A 22,430-nucleotide genomic window follows, 5' to 3' on the forward strand; every position below is an offset into this window, starting at 1 on the left:
TTACGCCGTCCACAGATCAACATTGTGCGCACGGCATTCCTGAACCAGGTTCGTTTTCAACTCGTCATTGCCATGAAACGCATCATCAAGGATCACGAGCCGCTCAGGCTCCAGTGCTACAAGCGCACGCAACTGATCCAAGGTCGGCTGGGTCTGCTCATCGAGGTAGGCCATTACCAGGCCATATGCAACACTGAACACGCTCAAACCAGCAACTTCAATGGACTCGATCTTCTCCGTAAGCGAAAACCCGAGTTTCAACAGCACCTCAGTAAGTAAAGCCTCCGGGAGGGCGCCATCATTCGCAGAATCTTCAAAATTTGTAAACAAGCTCGTGAGCTCATCCTCGGATAGGTCAGAATCAACCTTCCACTTCGTGAAGTTGGTATCCACCAGCTTGTATGCTCGGAAACCAACATCTAGTGCCTGACCGTCCAGCTTGGCAGATTCTTCCTCGATGATCTTCATACCCGCTCGACGAATACGCTCCCGAGTAATCTCAGAGATAGTGGAGTACCCAGCCTTACGCGCCTCGGACTTCTCACTCGTTGGTTCTGGGAGCTGAACCGAAATACACCTGCGGCTCCCACCATCCTCCGCATTCAGTTGCATCACCGCATGCGCAGTGGTGCCAGAGCCAGCGAAGAAATCGAGGACGATGTCGTGGTTTTCAGTTGTCATTGCAAGGAGAGTCTGAAGAACGTACTCATCCTTTGGAAAGTCGAAAACTTTACTGCCCATCAGACTAGTCAAGCGTTTTGTTGCAGCACGCCCGTCTTGGTAAAAGACGCTATATGGAACTTCGAGTTCAGTATCTTTGAGATACCTCTTGAACGTCGGAACTGCGTCTTCAGTCGCACCAAACAGCACTCGATTATCTTCAATATGTTGATTCATTACATCCTTCTGGAACCTCCAACCTCTAGAAGGAACCTTCACTGGTTGACCGGTAACAGGGTGTAATACCTCGTACGTAGGTCCACCACCGCCCGGCCACGAAATATCACCTGGGAAGTAGACACCACGCTCATCTATCCGCGAGTAGTGCTTGTGCTTCTTAGAAGCATCTCCATCAGCAAGGCTCTTGTACCAAGCTTTAAGAGCCGCCGAGGAAACATCATAGTCACCACCAGATTCACGGACGAACTTTTCAACTGCCACGTAAATAGCGTCAAGCCCCTTCTTCCGCACCTTCCACGTGATGCCATTCTCTAATAGAACGCTCTTACTCCGTGCATAGCACAGAATGTACTCGTGTGAGGCCGAGATAAACTTGGAATCGTTCTTGCGTCCAGCAGCCCATATTATCGAACCAATCAGGTTATTTTCCCCGAAAACCTCATTACAAATCTGCTTCAAATTTCCGATTTCGGCTTCATCGATCGAAATGAAAACCGCACCATCAGGAGTAAGTAGATTCCTTGCGAGCTTCAGGCGCGGGTACATCATATTGAGCCAGCTGGAGTGGAAGCGTCCAGCTGACTCGGAGTTAGTGGAGAGTTTTCCATCGCCGTCGATTTGTCCAGTGAGTTCGAGGTAGGAGCCGATCGAGTCAGCGTAGTTATCGTTGTAAACGAAGTCGTTCCCCGTGTTGTATGGCGGGTCGATGTAGATCATTTTGATCTTGCCGTAGTAGTGCTTCTGCAAGATCTTGAGCACTTCGAGGTTGTCGCCCTCGATGAAAATGTTTTGGGCCTCGTCCCAATTTATGGAGTTTTCTTTATCTGGCGCGAGTGTAGCCGTGGTGGGTGTTTGCGCAGCGCGGATAGCTTGACGTTTACCCGGCCAAGTCAGGCCAAAACGCTCGGGGCCATCTTCGAGGTCCCCCCCCCCCGCAAGATAGTAGCAATTTCAGCTTATCCAGATTAATCTTGCCGTCTGCAACTATTTCCGGGAAAAGCTCGGCGAGTTTCTTCCCTGCTTCTGTGGTGAAGTCTGGTGTGGTTTTGGGAATTTGGTTGATCCTGTCAGACATTGATTGCTCCATTGCTCTAAGATAGGCCGACAGAGACCCGGTGGCCTTCTTTGGTCATAGCGTGTTGTTGATGATATGAATTAATCTGCATACTGCTCCAGAGCTACCAGTGTGGGTAAAGCACGGGAGGGATCGGCAGCCTGAGCTTAACGACTTCTAGTTGACACGTTTTGTGATAAGCGCGAGGGCTGCATTGAAATCTGGGAGTTCTGATGACTTGACCAGACCCGTCTCTACTGGAGTGAACAATGACTGAATGACCAGTACTCGTTCCTCTTCGGTAAGTTCGCCTTCATGCTTCCCGAGTGAGAGGTAGAAGTAAGTAAGTGCGGATTTCTGTTCATACGCCATCTGTAGGTGACGGCTCGACAAGGTGATCTTCACAAACACTCTTACCAAATAAACCATGAAGGTAATGAGCGCGATAGCGATAAAAGATGTTGAGAGGAACGGGATTTTAGGCATTTCGAAACTGTACAGGGTGACAATCGCTGCGGTTGAAAGCACTACTGCCAACCCTGTCACGATGGCCGTGCATTTCGCCCATTTTTTAGTGTTTTTGGCCTCTTGCTTGGCGCGAGAGTCCCAGTGTTCTTTGGGTTTAGCCAGAGCGAGTTTTTCGTTATACACTCTCTCGAGATTTTTTATGGAGTCCTCTTTTTGTGATATCCATTTATCGACGGAAGTTTTGTAGTCTTCCATTCGGTTTTCTTGGACTTGAATTTGCGACCAAAAGTCTCTGCTAGTCCCCTCGAGGAGCCTACGGGAAGATTCAACCTCCTTACGTAGTGGCGTTACAGCTTCAGCCACGTCCTTCCATTGGAAGTTCCTCTGCGCAAACTCCTCTTCTAGGGAGTAGAGAAGTGCTAGGTGTTCGGCTGCATCCAAGTTACTTGGGTGACTGTCCTGGAACAGGTACCTCGGCTCGTTCGAGTATTTGATGTAACGAGTCAAGGAATCCGCAAATTCAATCTCCCAACCTCGTCGTTCCTTCTCTTTGAGAAGATGATCAAGGAAGAATGAGATTTGCTCGTAGCCTTTGTCTGAGATGCAGGGACTTTCAATCCCGAGGCTCATACCGTCTTTTATTTTCTCATCGGTAGGCTCGTAGATAGTTCCTACGGGGCTGAATGTCTCCTTGATGATCCTCTTGAGCTCTATCCAGACTTGTTCCTCGTTTTGGTCTTCTTCTTCCGGTAGTTGAAATTCACGTGCAGCCTCGATTAGCTGTTTGATGCACTCGTTAATTTTTAGCCAGGATTCTATTACATAATCGGCTGAGGCATCCGCGTACTTCTGAAGCGCATCGATGTTCTGCCGGGTGATGGTTTTCAACTCAGAATAGGTGATTTCCATAGATGAGCAGTCGATCGAAAGCTCTTTGTCGATCTCCAAACGAAATCGGAACTTCCGTTGCATCAGACAGTTAAACCTACCCATATGCATCAGAAAGGCACCCTTTCGTTGAGCTTCAAAATCGAATCTGAATCATCGGTATCTGTGAGCACGTTGCTGTTCATTAGGTAACTACCGGCGTACATGATGTATTCGATGTTGGAGGCGGTATCTACTTCTGTGGCCGCTTTGGCTTTGGCCTTGACGATGCGGTCGTAGATCTTGTTGTCATCCTTGACCTCGATAAGCTGGTATGAACCGTCTGTCATCTTGGCCAGAAGGTCCGGGTAGTAGGAACGGATACGCTGGGAGTCGGGGTCGTAGTATTGCGAGAAGCATTCCCGCTCGGGCTTGGAATCTAAGCAGTAGGTGTCAGCGTGGAAAGTCTTGGATTTTTCATCTTTGCTAAGCGTAGAACTGTATTGAGTGATAACGAGCCCTGGTTTCGCACGGAACGTGTAGCAGTCGGCATCCTTGGGGGCTTTGAGGAGCACGACTTCGCGATCGTTAATTTCTTGGGTGGAACGCACTTCCCACAGGTGGTTAAACAGGCCAGGAATGATCACATCGTAGAAGACCTCGTTGTAGGTCGAGACTATCTCGATAATCTTCCCCATTCCATCAACCGACGCACCGAGATAGCGTTTAACGTCCAGCGCTTTCATGTTGAGATACCTTGCACCCTCAGCCACCAGGGTCAATTCACTGAACTGCCGTGAATCATTGAGAGAAGTATCCGTACGCGACTTAGCAGCCTGCTCACGCCGCAGCGTGGCGATCCCGTGAACCTTGACCAGGTATCTCTCAAGATCCAGGTGTTCGAGGTCGAATTTGACCGGCTCAGAAGGGTCTTTTTCAATCAACTCGTAGTGGTGCGTAATCTCTTTAGTTGCGAGCGTGCGCGGTGGCGGAACGACTCTGACCTCGTAGGCCACGCTATTAGAATCACCTTTACCCTTGAAATCATTGATGGTCATGTTGAAGTTTGGTGGTCAACCTGTTTCTTCACATCAAGCTGGCTCATGCATTCCCTTTCGAATCAGTTTCAGCAGGTGTTACCTCACAGATAGCATAGTGCGCGAGTTTAACGCCTACTCACTCAGCGTCAGTGCTTTTTCAAGCGCTGCCTTAAGCCGGGCATCAGCTGCGCCGTAAGCGCTCCAATCCCCCGCCTTCATGGCCGCGTCGCGATCCGAGAGCGCCTTTTGCATTTCAGCTAGCGCCTCAGCAAGCGAGTTAGCTTCCACCGTCGGGCTGCTGCCTGCCGCATCGGTAGTGCCGCTCTCACTTGCGCCAGCATCGCTGCCTGCCTCATCGGCAACAGGGTCGGTAGCTTCAGCTGCAACCGTTGCGTCCCCCGCTGCAACACCAGAGTTGCCGCCAAAGAGCTTATCGAGCGCCTCATCAAGCGTATTCTCGAAGGCAATTTTGTCACCAAATGACACCAGCACCTTTTGCAGCAGCGGGAAGCCGCGCGACTTACCCTGCACATAGACCGGCTGCACATACAGCAGGCCACCACCAACCGGCAGGGTCAGCAGGTTGCCGCTGATCACATCGGTTTCACCCTGCCGCAGAATGTTCAAAACACGTGACACTTCTGGGTCGGTGTTGAAGCTGTTCTGCACCTGACCCGGGCCGTTAATAGTCGATCCCTTCGGCAAAACCAAAAGTCGCAGTTTGCCGTAGTTTTCATTCACCACACCGTCTTGACCGGTGCCCGCGTTTGCATCAGCGGCAAGATAGCCGGTCAGAATATCGCGGGCATTAGCGCCCGTCTGATTCGGAATATAGGTCGAATAAATCGAGAAGCTCGGGTCAGCGTCAGGCCCCGCAGACAGCGTCAAATAGTAGGGCGGCTGTGCTGGAGTAGCAGCACGGCCCTGCACCGGCTCACCTGTTGCAGGATCAATCTCGGTAGCAGCTCCAGCCGCAGCAGCACGGCCCGGGTTTTCCGGTGTGCGCCACGCATCCTCCATAGAGTAGAACGCGCCAGGGTCTGTCACGTGGTATTCGCTTAAGACCTCACGCTGCACCTTAAACAGGTCATTCGGGTAGCGCACGTGGCTCAAAAGATCAGCGCTCATCTCTGACATGTTAGTCAGAGTGTTCGGGTAGATATTCTGCCATGCTTTCAGCACCGGATCTTCTGTATCCCAGGCATAAAGCTTGACACTGCCGTCATACGCGTCAACGGTCGCTTTCACCGCGTTGCGAATGTAGTTTACGGTCTGATTATTGCGCTGGTTCGGGTTGTCAGCGTCAACAAGAGTGCTGCCAAGATTTATCTGCTTTGCGTAAGGATAGTTAGCGCTTGTCGTGTAACCGTCGATGATCCACACCACACGGCCATCCACAACTGAGGCGTACGGATGCTGGTCAAGCGTGAGATACGGTGCCACAGCTGAGACGCGCTCCATCGGGTTGCGGTTATAGAGAATCTGCGATCCATCTACAACAGCTTCAGAAAGCAGCAGCTCCATTGACTGGAATTTGAGCGCGTAAATCAGCTTCTCAAAAATTCCATGCAGCACCGGGCCACCATCACCGTTAAAGATTGTGAGATTCTGGCGCTCCCCATCAGCGCTCTGCGCTTCTTCTGCAGCATCAGCCTGCACATCGTTTGATTCTGTAGCTTCGGCAACACTCGCTTCTGCAGCAGACTCAGCATCGGCAGGGAAATCCACCTCAATTGGGTGCTCGCGTTCACCGCCAACAATTGAGTATGGGGGTGAGTTCAAACCAAAGTAAATGCGTGGCTCAAACTCGCCAAGCTTACCGCTGGTTGGAATGCCGTTCTCAAGGAAAACCGGCTCCCCACCCGGTGACCGCTGATTACCGAAAGCTGCAACCAGACCGTAGCCGTGCGTGTAAACCAGCGTCCGGTTGTACCAACCGTCCTGCGCGCTGATATCGATTTCACGCGGCGCAGACACAGTGTCTTCGATACGGCCATCAATTTCGTAACGGTCAACGCTCAAAGAATTACCGAAACGGTAGTATTGCTTGCTCTGCTCCAGCTGCGCAAATGTTGGTGCAACAACAGCAGGATCCATGATCCTAATATTTGCTGCCGCGACAGCATCGTTGCGCAGCGCCCCCGCCTCAGCGTTGGTGACTGCCTCATACCGCTGCACTTCAACATTCTCAAGACCGAATGCTTTGCGGGTGGCGGCTATGTTGTGGGCAATAAACTCTGACTCCAGGCTCTTCTCGTCTGGCCCGACACGGAACTGCTGCACACCCCACGGCACTGCTGTTGTGAGCACCAACGACGACACAACAAAAAGCGCAGCACCGATCACCGATACCCGCCATTTACCGTTGCTAGCGGTAATGATAAAGAGGATCGCAACGACCACACCAATCCCTGCAAGAATCTGCAAACCTGGGATCAGCGCATTAGCGTCAGCAAAACCCGGGCCGGTAAAACGCCCGCTGCTATCCGACAGCAGAAGGTACTGCCCCATCCAGTGCTGCAGGCCGGTCAGCAGCACCCAAATTGCGGCGAGGATCAGAGCCTGGATCCGCACACTCTTTGAGATGCGGAAAACACGGCCGGTGATTTCGATACCGCCGTAAACATAAGACACTGCAAGAGAGGCAATTAAGCAGACAAGCACAACCAGCTGCAGGTAGGAGATTAGCGAGACGATAACGGGAGCTTGGAACATGAAGAACTGGGTGTCAAGACCAAACACCGCGTCAGTCTGCCCGGTAGGTTCACTGTTTATAAACAGCAGAATTTCACGCCAATTAGCCGCCACGTTAAAACCGGCAATAGCACCGAAGAATGCGGGGAAGAGCCAGCGCAGCAGTTTACGTAACGGCTCTACAATCTGCTGATACTGTGCAATCTGATTTGAGATCTTCGCGTAAACCGGGCGCTTTCTAAATGCAATCTCAAGCGATAAGAAAACCGGCACAAACATGCCAAGAAAACCGGCTATAAATGCGACAGCGGTTGCGATCCACTGCGTGAACAGCACGCTCTCAAAACCCAGCTGCGTAAACCATAAAATATCTGTGTAGAAGTTGGCAGCGGCGCTCAATAAGAGCACCAGGGCACCCACGATCAGCACCGAGATAAGTAGCGGTGAAGGTTTTCTTTTTCGAGCACTTACCGACGGTGCTGGATTAGCCATTGCTCCCCTTTAGGTGTTTCAATTCAAATGTTGCCCCTATCCTAGCGGGGCAAACACCTAATGTCTTGAGAGTTCAAACCTCACAGCCGAGTATTTCGCTGTCAGCATTCACACCGTTCGCAAAATCACGAATAGCGGTGAGCGCTTCATCAAGATTTTTCACCGCGCGCAGGGTGATTCCCGCTGGCAGATCCTGTGGCAGATCGCGACAGTTAGTCACCGGGAAAAGCATCAAGTCGCTCCCCTTTCGCTGCGCCGCATAAATTTTCTGCTTCAAACCGCCGATCGCGCCGATTGTTCCGGCGGTGTCAACTGTGCCGGTCACAGTTATATTGTGACCGTGCGTCAAATCTTCGGGCAGTTTCTTGTCAAGCACTGCGAGCGCGAAAACCGCTCCGGCGCTCGGCCCGCCAATATCTTCGATAGCGTAGGCGACCTCTTCAGGGGCGTCGAAATTTGTTTTGGTGAAGATTCCAATAAGTTTTCGACCCTCAACCTCTACGGTTTCTGCGGTGACGGAAAGTTTTTCGCCTGCGCGCAGCACCTCTACTTTGGTGTTTGCCTGCTTACTGCTGTTAATTATTTGACTAATCTGTTCCGCTGAAGTGACCGGTTTGCCGTTTACTGTGAGAATTTGATCGCCCTCTTTAAGAAGGTCGATGAATTTCGAGTTATCGAAAAAGCCTGCAACCTCGAATTTGACTGGAATGTTTGCGCCAAGATAGTTGAGTGCGGCGACCGCTGCTGTTTGCTGCGCTGAGGTCATTGCTGCCTGCTGCTGTTGCAGATAGTCGTCGAAGTTGGTGTTTTCTGGATAGATTTGACTCATCGGCACAATATCTTGTGCCGGATCCAGCAGGGCTGGAATAAGACTTGCCAGCGTCGGTTTTGAGCTGGGGTTGCCGAAGCTGTTGACCGCCACTAGGTTGAAGGCGCCAGTGTTTGCAGCATCTGCGGCGTCTTTTACCTGCACAAAATCCATATGTTTTGCGTTTGGTTCGCCTGAGTTGAGCTCACCGAGAGTGTTTAGCACTATGCCTGGGCGCTCCACAACATAGTCAACCGGTGTCACAGCAGCGAGCACGGCAAAAACTACGACCCCAGCAGCCCAATAGATTTTGCGGGATCGTTTGCGCGTCTTTTGCAGCGGCTGCTGGTTAGCGCTCGACTGCCCCCGCTGACCGTTCGCTGTTGGCGTGTCATCAATATTCACAAATGCAGACTATCAGCAGGATTCGCCGTGTTTCTGCTAGTAGTTTTAGATTAATACTTGATGAAGGGATTGCTTTGAGCGAGGGCAACAAATCTAATCCGTTTGGTTTTGATCCAGAAGAAATTCGCCGCATGTTAGAGCAGATGCTGGGCGGTCAGGGTGCTGGTGTGAACGCAGAGGGCGCGCAGTTCTTCGGTCAAATTTTTTCTGCTTTTCAGGGCGGATCGCACTCTGACGACGGGATAGACTGGTCTGTTGCCCGTAAAAGCGCATTAGAGACGCTCTCGCAGGCGACGAAGCCTTCAGCAGCCAGCAGTGAAGAGTATCGGGCTGCGCTGCTGCAGGCGATAACCCCTGCAATGCTCTGGCTTGATGAGGCGACCGCGATTGGATCCACCCCGCACGCACCCCGGGTTATTGATCGGGTGGAGTGGGTCACCGCAAGCGTTGACACTTGGGTGCAGTTTGCGGCCCCGGTTGCTGACTCGGTGGCCTTAGCGATGCGTGCCTCGTTGGCAGAGCAGATTCCGGAAGAAATGCGTGAGATGGTTGGTGGGGCAACTAAAATTCTTGAGCGTATTGCCGGCACGATATTTGCCTCCCAGCTCGGGAGCGTGATTGGTAGACTCGCGCAGGAGGTGCTTGCTGGCGGCGATATTGCGGTGCCGGTTGTGAGCGGTGAGGCTCACGCGGGCGGCACTTTTGTGTTAGAAAACATCACTTTTTTTGGCGCAGACTTAGATATTTCTACAACTGATATTGCGCTCTATTTAGCTGTGCGGGAGCTCGCGTTTGCCCGCCTCTTCCGTCATGCGAAGTGGTTGCGCCCGCACGTTCTATCAGCGATCACAGAATATGCGCAAGGAATCACCCTAGACACCTCTCAATTGCAGGATCTGGCGCACGATTTTGATCCTGCACACCCTGAGGGTGTTAATGAGCTATTGAGCTCGGGGGCGCTAATTCCGCCGCGCACAGAGCAGCAGGAGCAGGCGCTCGCGCGTCTCGGGCATATGCTGGCTCTCATCGGTGGTTGGGTTGATGCGGTAACAGATGCCGCCACCAAGAATTTGCCTGCGGCGCCAGCAATTGCTGAAATGATTCGGCGGAAGAGTGCTGTCGGTGGGCCTGCTGAACAGGTGTTTGGCACGCTAGTTGGTTTGGAGTTGCGGCCGCGCAAACTGCGTGAGGCTTGTGAGCTTTGGGCTCTGATTGCTGACCGCGGTGATATTCAGCTGCGTGACAGTCTGTGGGATCACCCGGATCTGCTGCCGACCATCGCTGAGGTGGAAAATCACGGGGCGCTGCTTGAACGGCTCGGCCTTGGTGGGGGTGCGGGTGCCGCCACAGCAGAAAACGATCTGGATGACGATCTACGCAAACTGTTACGCGGTGACTTTGACCGCTAGTTAACAGCTGTTAACAACCGTTAATTCGTAAAAATAGCACTGAATACTGTTATGCATGTATCTCAGCACAGACTTTTTACGGATCAGCCCACTGTTTGCCGCAGCTTGGCTTACGCCAAAATCGTTAAGATTTGGTTTCAGCTCCCCGCAGTTGATTATGGGCAACATGACAACGGCAATAGAAAGCGTTATATCTCTGCTTTTGCAGGGGGCAAGCCTCGCTACCATCGAACGTCACGCCGCTCGGCAGGGTGTGGGCAGGGAAGAGCTCACAGAGCTTCTGCAGCTGCTCTCCCCTGTGCTTGATAGATTGCCTGACCTGCCGGACACAAACCTCGAAGAGCTGCTACCGCACGGCTGCAGGGTTAGCATTGCAGCAGCGCCACTGTCGCACGCTGACGGCGCACAAACCGTCAAACTCTTACAGTCGGCTTTGGAGGGTCTCGGGCTGCGCGTTGTTAATGAGGATCCCCAGGTGTGCATTAAGCTCAGCAGATATCTGCTGACCAAAACAAATGCTGATGCCAAGGAACAGTTAGCAAGACCGGTTTTGCCGGTTATTTTCGCTGACTGTGACATCAGAATCGGCCCCACAATTAATAAACTCGGTTTCCCGTGTGTCAGCTGTCTAGAGCACAGTCGAGTTGCGGCAGATCCCGAAAAACCGCTTCTCGCAGCGCAGCTTATGAGCCGCAAACCGCTCACTGAATCTCCGCTGAGCATCGCCCTGATTGCCCCCACCGTTGCGCAGCTCTGTCAGGCCGCGCTTGGCGGCGCAGCCAGCACGGTTGGCAGCAAACAGTATGTTTTTGATTTCACCTCGCCGCCCCCACTTTTTGCCGAAGCGCAAGAGATTACAGCAAACCCTGATTGTTTGTGCAGTGACAGCCCACTAGAAGTAAGAGACGGGAATCTTTGCCTCACGCAGAAAACGTGACGGCTTTTCCTGCCCCTCTTGGGCGAGTGAAATTCTAAGCACATCTCTGGCTCTAGTTATTGCAACATAGGCTAGACGTCGCTCTTCCGCAACCGCCTGCTTGCTGTGCGCCCGCCGATTTGGCAGGCTGCTGTCTGTTGCGTTAACTAAATAAACGCGAGACCACTCTAGACCCTTCGCAGCGTGAATTGTGAGCAAACGCACCTGCTCCATCGCGGGGCTCAGACCCGCATTCTCTAACTCATTTAAATGTTTTCGAAACGCATTCAAAGAAACCCGGCTCTCACCCGCCAACCGCTCAAACTCTCCCAGAACGGCAGTAAGGCGAATAGACTCCGGCGTTTTGGTGCTGCCCGATACCGCATGCATTATTTCCGCAAGCAACCTCTCGGTGTGCGCCGGTGAATCCGCATGCGCATGACTGCTGTACTGCTGCAAAAGAGCGGTAAACTTCATAATCTCTTGGGCAGAGAAGAACGGTATATCAGTTTTTGTCTCGCACGCAATCCCGTTTGCCCTAAGCGCCGCCGCAAACTCTGTGAGATCAAAGCTGGTGCGCGCCAAGATCGCTATCTCGCTGGGTTTTATGCCGCTTTTAAGGTCAGCGCTGATCGCTGTCAAAACAGCCTGCACTTCCTCACTGCGAGTTTCAAACACCGCCCCACGCACCGGGTAGCCGCTGCGCCCGCGCACAGCACTGAGGGTGAGAGCGCCGGGCCGATCCGCAATTAGAGTGTTTGCGCTGGTAACAATTTCTGCTGCCGAGCGATAGTTTTGCTGCAGCAGAAACTCCTGGGCCAAGGGATGCTCCCTGCCAAAATCAAGCAGGAAACGCTGATTTGCGCCAGAGAACGAGTAGATAGTTTGGCTCGCGTCACCAACCACACAAATATTTTCCCTATCGCCAAGCCAGATATTAAGCAGCTCGTACTGCAGCGGAGAAATATCTTGAAACTCATCAACAGTAAAAAACCGATACTTCTTGTGCACCTCACCGAGCAGCTGCGGATCGTGCAACAGCATTCCAGCTGTCAAACTAAGCACATCATTCCAGTCCATTAACCGCTGTTCAAGTTTGCGATCTTCATAAGCCTGCATGACGCGCAACACATCAGCCACATCAAGATCTCCCCGCAACCGGTCGGTCGCGGTAGCGTGTGCCGCATATTCTTCGATGGTGAGCAGCGACACCTTCCGGTAGTCGACCTCTTCAGCCAATCTTTCAAGGCTTGTCTCATTAACCGCGAGCCCCTGCTCAACAGCAACCTCCTGAAGCAGCGGTTGATTGTTGAGAATCAGCTCGGGCAGCGAAGAGTTTGTCGTTTTGTGCCAGCCGGCAGCCAGCTGCTGCATAGCCTCCGCATGGATCGTATTCACAGTCACCCCGGTGATCCCCAAAGAGCGGAGACGGTGTTTCATCTCGAGCATCGCCTTGCGCGTGTATGTGATCGCTAAAACATGCTCTGCGGCATAGACTCCGGTCTGCACCCCATAGGCAATCCGGTGTGTTATCGCTCGTGTTTTACCGGATCCAGCACCCGCACGCACCACAACAGGCCCGATTAGCTGTTTCGCAACAGCACGCTGAGATTCATCGAGTGAGCGCAGAATGTCTTCGGGGTTTAATGTCACCCTGCCTCCTTAGGCTATCTAATTAAACAAAAGCCTGTTTTCAGGCTCTGCCATGGCGTGCCTAGATGGTCACTCAGGAAGGCAGTTTACGCTGGAAACTATGACAAGCACCCCTTTAATTTTAGCTGCTTTAGCAACCAGCGCAGTGGCGAATCTAAACGCAGTGGCTGCGCGCAAGCACACTCTTAATGAAGATGGTGAGTGCACCTCTGTTGTTGTCACAACAGATCACAATGAAGTGATTGTACGTGTCCCGATGAACGACACCGCAAACGCTGAGCTCTCGGCCGCTATTTTGGGGCAGAATGCGCTGACCGGTGGTGCACGCGCACAGCTGCCCTTCGCTGTGCCAGAGGTGTTAGGGGTTACCCGGTCGGGGGATTCACGCGCGGTGGTTTCAACCTTTATCAGCGGCGCAAAATTTGCGGTCGGCGATCTATCGCCTGACGCCCTTCTAGTGGCATCAATTGCCGCCTGCCTAGATGCTTTGCACAGCCTGCCCGGGCACCTGGTCTCTGATGCCGGGCTGCCGGTCAACAATAACGAACAGTGCCGAGCTAACGCTTTGCGTCTGGTTGAGCGGGCAAGCGCAAGCGGGTTGCTGCCTGTCGCAATCAGAGAATACTGGCTGGGCATTATCCGCGAGCAGGCGCTCTGGGATTTTGCGGCAACACCAATTCATGGCTCCTTAGACGCCTCACAGTTTTTAGTTCACGACAACGCTGTCACCGGAATTCTCGGTTTCGGCAGCCTCCAGGTTGGTGATCCCGCCCGTGATTTTGCTTGGTTGTACGGCGCACCCGCCGGTGTGCTTGAAGAGGTTGTGCGACGCTACTCTGAGCGCACCGATATGGCGCAGGAGTCTCTCGCACGTCGCGCCCTGCTCTACCACGAATTAGAACTGGCAAAATGGCTGCTGCACGGTATCGAGACCCACAATCAGGAGATTATCGATGATGCCGTTGAGCTGCTTGACGGTCTGGTAGAGAAAGTTACCACCTCAACAGTAGCGCCAGTGCGGCGGGTAACGAACGAGCAGCTTGCAAAAGATGTTATCTCCAGCACCCCAGCTGTTGCCGCAAGCACCGGCAGCGCAACTGACGATCTTGCAGCTCTTGACGGTCTTGACGATGATCGCGTTTTTAACCAAGACACTGACTTCATTGAGCCGCTGCCCGAAGAGTTAACTCCTGCACAACAGTCTGAAGAGCAGGAATCTTCTGAGCAGAATCAGGCTTAATTCATAACCTCGTCGAGTTTTCCAAGCGCCTTAGTCAGACGGTGCAGCTGCCGGCCGCTAGGTGCGCTGGCGGTAGAAATCTCTATCCCCTCTCTGACGTAGAACAGAGTTGCGCGCACCTGCTCTAGATTGAGCGCATTGTGGGCGGCGAATAGTTCACGATAGATTTCCACCTGTGTTAGGCTTCGTGCTTTCTCGCTGTCAGTAACCGGCGCTTTACCCGTTTTCCAGTCAACAATCTCATAGCGTTCTGGTTCTTCTGAAATCAGAAATACCGCGTCAATTTTTGCCTGCAGTGGCACGCCTGCTACCGAAGCTGCATAATCCTGCTCAACCTCAAGCGCTTTTAGACTCGTGAAGCGAGATGCTTCAAACTTTTGGATCAGTTCGTTAAGTTCCCTGCTTTCTGCAAGGGTTGCGCCCGGATGCGGGTCGGGAACGGTTTCAAACAGAGCCAGCTTTTGCGCACTCGCCCCCGCTGATGTGAGTCGACGCTCAACCCACTCATGAAACTGCGTGCCGAGAACCGTTGCGCTGAAAGGCCTTGCAGGTATCGGCCGCAGTTTGTTACGCAACAGTTTTTGTGGATCGTCTAGAAAATCAGCGACCTCGCTCGTGTTGAGGTATTCCGGCCGCGTCGGCTGCTTTAACTGGTGTGTCTCTCGCTCTAAGAGCAGTAATTTTTGCCAGTCACTTAAAACCTCAGCCCCGACTATCCCCGCAGTATCGCCTGTATCAAAGCGGGTCAGCTGCTCTCGCACCGCCGCAGCGCTCGCCTCTACCTGCTGTCTTCTCTCCCCCAATGCATCATGCGGCCAGGAGATAAACTGTCTCACAGTCTCAGCCTTAGGGTTCTCTTTTGGCACCTCGATGTCGCTCGTGTCAGCGTATTCTGGGAGCGCGTCGTCGCTGAGCTGAAACTCGGCGTGGGAGGCAAAACCGCGGCTGTCGTAGGCTGCGCACGCCGCACACGGCACACCGCTTTCGCGCACCCGAGAGGCATTCACAAGCTTAATCGCTGCAACACTGACGGGTGTTTGAGAGCTGCTGTTGTGATCCAAATGATTTTCAACGATATGCAGCGCCTCGGTTAAAAACACACTCGGCTTTTCAGCACGTTTCCCGTTGCCCCTAAAGTAACTGCTGGTGATATACAGCGTCTCTTTTGCTCTGGTGTACATCACATATGCAATTCGGCGCTCATCATTAATGTGTCTGAGAAAAACATCTGAAACATAGGGCGGCTTTCGCCATCTGAAGTGCTTCGCACGCTCTGCATCAAGTTTTTTTATGTCTTTTTCTGACACTTGCGCTTCATCTGCTGGAAAACTCTTAAGCAGTTTTTCGAGAGCTTCGCGCAGACTGTATGAGTCAACACGCCTATCAAGCTGTTTTCGCAACCGCTCACCGGGCAGGTCGCTTTTTTGCAGCACCTCACTGGGTGTTCCGTTTACATCTATTTGCGGCAGATCGTCAGAGTCTAGCCTAGAAGCGTAGTCTAAGCGACCTTCTGTCATCCAACCGAGCTTTGGTGTCACCTGTCCCGGGAACGCACTTTGGTATTGAAACGGCGCAAACACAACATCCCATTCAAGACCCTTTGCCGCGTGTCCGGTAATTATTTGCACCGTATCTAAACTGGGTTTAATCTCTGCCTGACTCTCCCGATCCTCCGCCTGTGATGCACGCAGCCAGCGCAGCAAACCGGTAATTGATGTGTCTCCGGTAGCGCTCTGGTAGCCAAGCAGATACTCGGTAAACGCATAAATATTGCCGTGTGTGTGAGGTTTCAGCGCGCCAGTGTGTTCCCGGTTTTTAGGGTGCGCCGCTAACTCAACCCACAGCCGCATCTCGCGAACTATCTGCTCGATGAGGGTTGTAATGTCGGAGTTAACGTACCCGTGCAGACGTTGAAAAACCGCTTGCGCTTCCTGCAGGCGAGCGTATCCGTGGTTAGAAAAATCACACCCCGCAGGTCGTTTTACCGGCAGCTCATAGAGCGCAGAAATGTTGCTAACAATGTCATCAACACTGTATTTAAGAGCCTCACTTCCCTCCGCCTGCGCTAGGGAGCTGTTTTCTCTGTTTGCTTTCGTAAGCTTCCGTGCGTATACACTGAGCGCCCTGATGTCTGTTAACGGCACCTCAAAGCGCGGCCCGGTCAGCACCCGCACCAGTGATTCGCCTGCGTCAGCGTCTCCCAGGCAGCGCAGCACCGCCTGAATTTCTGTAATCTCAGGTGTGCTCAAAAGCCCACCGCCGCCAACAATTTCTGATTTAATCCCGCGTCGCGTCAGCGCCTGCTCGACAGTCGGCATCACACCACGATTGCGGGTGATAACAGCAATAGTTTTTTGTTTATCTGCGCTGGCAGTGCTTCTAATGCGCAAGATTTCATCCGCAATAAACTCAACCTCATCACTGTCGTGTGCAAACAACCCAACCGTCACTCCTGCGGTGTTGGTTTCTGGTTCACTCTCAGCAGCCAGTCGGTTAGCGGATCTCTCAGCAAGAGCCTCGTCAGGGTGCCTCAGCGGTTGCACTCGAATATCAGCTCCCTTAAGAGATGCCCCTCTAACCTCTAGCTCCTTCCGCAGCGGTGACACTGTGTGGTTGGCGACCTCCAGTATCGGGGCGGCATTGCGCCAACTGATACTGAGATTAAGCACCTCAAAACTGCCAGGATCTTCAGCAAAATGCTCACCGAATTTTGTGAGAGCCGAGGCTGAGGCACCGCGCCAACCGTAGATTGACTGATGCGGATCACCAACCGCCATAATGTTTTTGCCTGCGAAAAGGTGCTGCAACATTTGCGTCTGACCGGCGGAAGTATCCTGCACCTCATCAAGCAGCACAAATTTAAAACTGTCTCTCAGCTCCGCTCGCGCGATTGAGTCAGGCTGCACCAAAATATCTATCGCCTGCGCAACCTGATCAGAGAACTGCATCATTCCCTTTTCTTGCTTCAGTTTGCGCAGTCTTGCAACGAATGGCAGCAGCGCATCGGTTTTATCCAGTTGCTTAATAAGATTTCTCACGAACAGCTGTCGCGCTGTCTCATTGCGTGCCACGGTGCTAAACCCGTCAGAGACAGCCGTCTCAAGCGCCTGCCGAAACTTTAATCTGTCGTCACTCCACCGTATAAAACCGTTGTCAACAATCTCATTTTCAAGGCGCAATAGAATCTGTGGCAGGTCTGAGCGTAAACCTTCAAGCGCTAGCAGCTCTTCTCTGCTGCCCTCTGCAAGCACTTGCTGCGCGAGGTTTAGAGCTATAGGCTCATCAATAATTGCGGCGACTTTACGGCCCGTGTAGTGCCCGTATTCGTGCACGATGCGGCTAGCAAAGGCGTTGTAGCTGGATATCTCCGGCCGTTCTATGTCAAAAGAAACCGCCTGCTGCAGTGACTCAGCATGCGCAATCTGTTCCTGCGTGAAGTGTGCAAAGTTAACAGGGTTTAGCACTGCATCAAAAAACTCAAGCACGTTTTTTGTGATCCGCGCCCGCAACTCGTTAGTTGCTTTATTTGTAAACGTGAGCCCTAAAATTTCACTGGGGCGCGCGTGCCCGTTCGCAATTAGCCAAACTACGCGTTGCGCAAGCGTCGCTGTTTTACCCGACCCCGCACCGGCTAACACCAACACCTGTCTACCGTGCTCGGAAGAAACAGGATGCTCAATAATTGCGGTCTGCTCTTCGGTGGGCCGAAAATAGTTGGTGAAATTTCCGAGCGCACGCGCTATCTCGAAGGCTGAAAACACTTGGTATTTATCGGTCAAGATCGTTTTCCTTTGCTTGAAAACTAACCGGCGGCACCACCATCTCAGCGCACGCGTGTGCAAAACCCCCTGGCAGGTGTCGTGAACAGTGCGACGCTGGTTCGGCTAGAAATGTGCTCCCTTTCAGATTTGCGATAATGTCTCGCACAGTATCTTCAAACTGTTTAATAAATGCTTCGCTGCTCGCTAAGTTAGCGTCTGAAACTTTTTGAAAATTATTTTTTTCAGCATACGGATGCGGTTGCAGAATACCGGCTGCATACTCGCCAGCAGGCGGCGCGCCCTGCGTCAGGAGCAAATATAAATAGGCCTCTAGCTGCAGTTTAGCGCGCGCTATTTCCGTCGCGCTTCTGCTCGTCTTAATGTCTATAACGCGCTGCATCGGCTCACCAGCGCCCGTCGCCTGTTGCAGCAAATCTGCGCGCCCCTGCAAAAGCACAGCTGCGCTCTCCCCATCGAGGTCGAGGTTTACAACCCCCGAAAGCTCCGCCTCAGCTTTTGTCTCATCACCCTCCCAATCAGAACTGTGCTTGAGCAGATTCTCAGCCATCTGCTTGGTTATCAGAAGCTCTGATTCTGGATGGGCAGCGTCTGCACCAACCGCCTCCCACGCTCTATCAATAAAATTTTTCAGCTTCTCTAAATTGGTTTCACCGGCGACAATCAGCTCAGCAATTTCATGCACCAACATGCCGCGGTGTGCAGCAAATTTGTTCCCCTGCTTGTCGCCCGTTAAATCACGCACCACTGCGTTAACCGCGCACTCTGCAGCAGTTTGCAGTTTTGAGGGGCTGAGTCGAAGCGCCTCTTGCGTCGCGTAGAGTGGATCGCTCTCTAATTTTTCACGCAGCCCGAACCAATTTTCTGGTCTTGCTGCAACAACCCCGTTAGCCGCCAGCGCAGCCAGCTGCGACGCAGCAACCGTGTCTGATGGATTTAACTCGAGGCGCGACCGCAAAAACGCAACCTGCCCCTCTAGAGAGTCGCTTCCAAGCTCTTTCCCAACAGCTAAGTAGGGTGCAAAGAAACTCCAAAACACACTCAGTGGCTCTGCCTCATTGTCGAGCCCGAAAGCCGCTATAGAACAGCTAGCACGCGATGCAGCAAGATACAGCAGCGCCAATTCCTCTGCAAAAAGTTGGTTTCTGCGCAGCGCCCGTAACACCGTCGGATCAGTCTCTGCCGGAGTGCCCCACCGCTGTGCTTCTAAACGGTCGAGGAGCTGCGGCAGCTCTAGCAGTGAACCGCGTAGTCTCAAGTTTGGCCAGAGGCCCTCCTGCAACCCGAGCAGCGCCACGTGTTTAAATTCTGTGCCAATAACAGCGTGCGGTGTTGCAACACGCACACCCTTACGATGCTGTGCTGTGGAGAGCACATCCTGCGGAACATCGCTAAAAAGAAGCTCAGCAACAAAGGCTGCAGGATCTTTTGTTTGCGACTGCTCTTCATAGCGTGTGATCACATTTTGCAGCGCCACAACCGCATCCAATATCTGGTTGGCGTGCATCTTTTCTAGGTGCCCACCCTCGATGGCCTGCGTCTGCAACTTATCAGCCAGGTTGAGACTATCCCACACCGCCCAAAACACTTGCGACGGAGAGGCGGTGCCCTGCTCTGTCGCATGACGTGCACGGCTCAGCGTTGTCAGAAGTTTACGAAACTGTGGCTCGATCGCGTCGGGTATTGCAGTATCGTCTGCGCCAGCGCTAGCGCGCGCAAGCAGCTCTTCAAGCACCGCTGTGACAGCAGGCTTCGAAGCACTTCCTTTGGCCGCACACCCTGCGACCAGCATCGCAGACCGGATCTTCCGAATCTCACTCTCACGCAGGTTAAACAACGGCCCACGCAGCCACTCGGCCGCCTCAGCCCAAGAGGCAGACCGCCCGCTATAGCACAGCAGCATCATCTCCAAGAGGTGTCTGCTCGCACTAATTTCTGACAGCACCACCCCACCACCGGTTGAGTGCGCGGGCACACGGCGCAAATTTAATGCAGCCACAGTGCGATCCACATGCTCACGATCCCGACAAACCACGAGCATTTCTTCCCATGCTACGTTTTGGCCCTCTGCAGCAAGAACTCGACGCTGACGCAAATCGAGCGCCAAGCTATCAAACAACTCTGAGCTTGAATCGCTCAGAAACGATTTAATTGGATAGTCGGGAGCAGCATAAACATCATGCTTTTCAGATGCTGTTTTGCGCAGTTCAGCAAGCGGCAGAAACAGATTAGAGATAAACTCACCTACTTCTACACTCTGCCTGTGCTGACCCCTGTCACACACAATTTCACGATACTCAACACCGGGGATTTGCGGCAGAGCCTCCCGAAAAAGCAGCAGTGCCTTCGCAGTGATACCGTTTGCCGGAGTGGTTTCTGCCGCCTCATCTCCGGCAAGCCACAATCGTTTACCCGCACGCACACAAGCCAGAAGAAAACGCACCATCGGAATTGTAAGCTGCTCTGCATTATCAACAATCATAAGCTCTGGAATCTCGCTGGAGTTTTGCTGTAGCACCCCTGCTGCAGCATTTACCAAGCTTTCAGCGGTGTAGGCGTTGTCGTTGGCTGCCCGCCTTTGCGCTTCCGCTATAACGGTGTGGCAGCTTTCCCATATTTTTGAATCGATTCTTTGCTTGCAAACTTCTCGCACGGCATCTGCGCCGTAAGTTTCAACAATGCCCCAAAAATCTCTCAGTTGTGAGTAGAGCAGCGCCGACTCTCGCAACACAGCCAGGGGGTGCACAGCATCTGCCGCGCTAATTTGAGCTTCAAGCACTAGCCGCAATAGATTTTCTTGCTCGCCCGCGTTTAATAACCGGGGTGGTGTTGCATCTAACCGCGCCGCATCTGAAGCGAGCACATGAAAAGCGAGTGAGTTGACGGCTCTAATATCAGACGGGCGCACACTGTCTGCAAAATATTTACCGGCACGATAGTTGTTTAAGTGCACAACAGCGGCCTGCCTGCTCGGGCTTAAAAAAGCTACAGAGTGTTGTGTCACAGCCGCTACCGAGCGCCAGAGAAAAGAGCTTTTACCCGTGCCAGCAGCACCCGAAATCAGCACGTTCTGCCGCGGCGATAGCACCGGGGTATCAGCCTCTAAAGCGAGGTGCACAGCTTTATGATTTCGCATGTCATCAAACTTACCTGTGGGGTATATAACTTTATAACGACCTTAAGTCACAGCCGGTGCGCTCTGAGCGAACTTCTGCTGTAATCACCTAAATTTCCAGCACAGCTGGCTAGGCTAGAGCCACAAAGGACAACTACAGAAAGTGTGCAAAAATTGGAGATTCGCGTAGGCATTCGCAACAACCCATCAGTTATCAGCTTTGAAAGCTCTGAATCAGCTGCTGCGATTAAGGATCAACTCACCAGCGCGCTAAACAGCGGTGAAAAAGTCGTATCTTTAAAGGACGATAAGGGCCGCGAAATAGTGATTGTTGTTGAAGCCATCACACACATTGAGATTGGTGCGGATCAGCCTCGTAAAGTGGGCTTTATCAACTAGTTTCCGCAGCCGACGCTACTGTCGATACAACAACACAGCCACCTCAGCGTGTGCGGTGTGGGCAAACATATCAAACAGTCGGGCGCTTTCGATCCGAAAATTTTTCAGACGCGCAATGTCTGCGGCGAGTGAGCGCGGATTGCAACTGGAGTAAACCACCCACTCTATTTCTGGGCTTTCTCTGATCCAGTCTGCAAGCTCTGTTCCAATTCCTCTGCGCGGCGGATTAACGACAAGCAGATCCGGTCGCTTCTCCGGCGGCAACTGCAGCGCGTATTTTGTTGCGTCTGCGGCCACAAAGCGGGCATTACTGTGCTGCCGTCGCGCCGCTTTGCGTGCAGCTTTTACCGCCGCCGCACTGATCTCAACTCCCTGCACCTCGCCCGCTTCCGGCGCAAGAAACAAACTAAAACCACCAACTCCGCAATATAAATCCAAAACGCGGCGCGGCCCCACCTGTTTTGCCCAGTTTTGCGCCTGCTGATAGAGCGCGATTGCGACCTCAGTGTTCGTCTGGAAAAAACTCTGCGGCAGCAGATAGAGGGTGACATCTTCAAGTTGCATTGCCAGCTCTGCGCCCCAAAGCACCAACTCTTCTTCACCCTCGAGCACTGCTTTGTGTTCGGGCAGCAGATTAACTGTGACAGTCACCGCTTCCGGAAGTGTCTCACGCAGCGTGCTAGCCCGTGCCGCAAGCTTTCGCACAGCGCGCAGTGACCGCACAACAAAACGCACAAGCAGCTGCCCTAAAGGCGACACCGTCACCAACACAAACTTTAGTTCACCACGTTTTTCTGTCACGCTGTATGGCGAAAGCCTGGTGCTGTTTAAAAACTCGCGCAAAATGCTGGCGGCGCTATTTATTCTGGGATCTTGAATTGGGCAGTCAGTTAGATCTACCGGCTCTCCATCTGGCCGCACAAGCCCGAGGGTCAAATCACCGCCTCTGCCACCCACAACAAACTTCGCTTTGTTGCGAAAACCTGCAAGTTCGCTTTTAGCAGGCGGCAACCATTCAAACCCCTGCTGCCCGGCCACCTCTGCGAGCAGCTGTGCGGCAGCCTGCTGTTTCAGAAGAATCTGCTCATGATACGGCACCTGGATTTGTGTGCATGAGGCGCACAGACCGGCGTCATATTTAACGCAGTTCAGCATCTCGCTGCTAAGTGCTGCAGAATTATCTGCAACAGT

The 22,430-nt window shown here is 52.8% G+C and carries 13 protein-coding genes; 4 read left to right on the top strand and 9 right to left on the bottom strand.

Features of this window, described 5'->3' with window-relative positions; translation table 11 throughout:
* The 5 genes from HCQ99_RS01915 to HCQ99_RS01935 form a co-directional block, all read right to left on the bottom strand.
* Entirely contained in the window at positions 1-1,647 is a 1,647-nt protein-coding gene (locus tag HCQ99_RS01915; protein ID WP_243854764.1) for a site-specific DNA-methyltransferase, read from the bottom strand.
* 484 nt (positions 1,648-2,131) lie between these two features.
* Positions 2,132-3,370 (bottom strand): DUF6161 domain-containing protein, encoded by a 1,239-nt coding sequence (locus tag HCQ99_RS01920; protein ID WP_166984986.1) that lies wholly within the window; start codon positions 3,368-3,370, stop codon positions 2,132-2,134.
* Between the two features lie 50 nt (positions 3,371-3,420).
* A complete protein-coding gene (locus HCQ99_RS01925) occupies positions 3,421-4,347 on the bottom strand; it encodes a hypothetical protein (RefSeq protein WP_166984987.1) in 927 nt (308 codons plus the stop codon).
* A 114-nt stretch (positions 4,348-4,461) separates the two neighbouring features.
* Complete coding sequence (locus HCQ99_RS01930; protein ID WP_208317144.1) at positions 4,462-7,515, bottom strand: UPF0182 family membrane protein; 3,054 nt, start codon at positions 7,513-7,515, stop codon at positions 4,462-4,464.
* 73 nt (positions 7,516-7,588) lie between these two features.
* The gene (locus HCQ99_RS01935; protein WP_166984989.1) at positions 7,589-8,728 is read right to left on the bottom strand and encodes a YlbL family protein; all 1,140 of its coding nucleotides are present in this window, start codon (positions 8,726-8,728) and stop codon (positions 7,589-7,591) included.
* Positions 8,729-8,802: 74 nt separating this feature from the next.
* Between HCQ99_RS01935 and HCQ99_RS01940 the strand changes: the two genes are divergently transcribed.
* A complete protein-coding gene (locus HCQ99_RS01940; protein WP_243854481.1) occupies positions 8,803-10,137 on the top strand; it encodes a zinc-dependent metalloprotease in 1,335 nt (444 codons plus the stop codon).
* 55 nt (positions 10,138-10,192) lie between these two features.
* The gene (locus HCQ99_RS01945) at positions 10,193-11,074 is read left to right on the top strand and encodes a hypothetical protein (RefSeq protein ID WP_166984993.1); all 882 of its coding nucleotides are present in this window, start codon (positions 10,193-10,195) and stop codon (positions 11,072-11,074) included.
* Here HCQ99_RS01945 and HCQ99_RS01950 read toward each other — a convergent pair.
* On the bottom strand, positions 11,030-12,706 hold the full coding sequence (locus tag HCQ99_RS01950; protein ID WP_166984995.1) for an ATP-dependent helicase: 1,677 nt from the start codon (positions 12,704-12,706) through the stop codon (positions 11,030-11,032). The genes HCQ99_RS01945 and HCQ99_RS01950 overlap by 45 nt on opposite strands.
* A 100-nt stretch (positions 12,707-12,806) precedes the next feature.
* Between HCQ99_RS01950 and HCQ99_RS01955 the strand changes: the two genes are divergently transcribed.
* On the top strand, positions 12,807-13,946 hold the full coding sequence (locus tag HCQ99_RS01955; RefSeq protein ID WP_166984997.1) for a phosphotransferase: 1,140 nt from the start codon (positions 12,807-12,809) through the stop codon (positions 13,944-13,946).
* Here HCQ99_RS01955 and HCQ99_RS01960 read toward each other — a convergent pair.
* Both HCQ99_RS01960 and HCQ99_RS01965 read right to left on the bottom strand, forming a co-directional pair.
* Entirely contained in the window at positions 13,943-17,725 is a 3,783-nt protein-coding gene (locus tag HCQ99_RS01960) for an ATP-dependent helicase (protein ID WP_166984999.1), read from the bottom strand. The genes HCQ99_RS01955 and HCQ99_RS01960 overlap by 4 nt on opposite strands.
* Entirely contained in the window at positions 17,715-20,861 is a 3,147-nt protein-coding gene (locus HCQ99_RS01965) for a PD-(D/E)XK nuclease family protein (RefSeq protein ID WP_166985001.1), read from the bottom strand. Before HCQ99_RS01965 ends, HCQ99_RS01960 begins: the two co-directional genes overlap by 11 nt.
* Positions 20,862-21,014: 153 nt before the next feature.
* On the opposite strand from HCQ99_RS01965, the gene HCQ99_RS01970 reads away from it, so the two are divergent.
* On the top strand, positions 21,015-21,239 hold the full coding sequence (locus HCQ99_RS01970; protein WP_166985003.1) for a DUF3107 domain-containing protein: 225 nt from the start codon (positions 21,015-21,017) through the stop codon (positions 21,237-21,239).
* Positions 21,240-21,254: 15 nt separating this feature from the next.
* Here the strand turns inward: HCQ99_RS01970 and rlmD are convergent, their stop codons facing one another.
* Positions 21,255-22,394 carry a 23S rRNA (uracil(1939)-C(5))-methyltransferase RlmD gene (rlmD, locus tag HCQ99_RS01975; protein WP_243854765.1) on the bottom strand — a complete coding sequence of 380 codons (1,140 nt, stop codon included), beginning with the start codon at positions 22,392-22,394 and terminating at the stop codon, positions 21,255-21,257.
* Positions 22,395-22,430 lie beyond the last annotated feature (36 nt).

Source organism: Canibacter zhoujuaniae (assembly GCF_011752015.1).
Lineage (GTDB): Bacteria > Actinomycetota > Actinomycetes > Actinomycetales > Microbacteriaceae > Canibacter > Canibacter zhoujuaniae.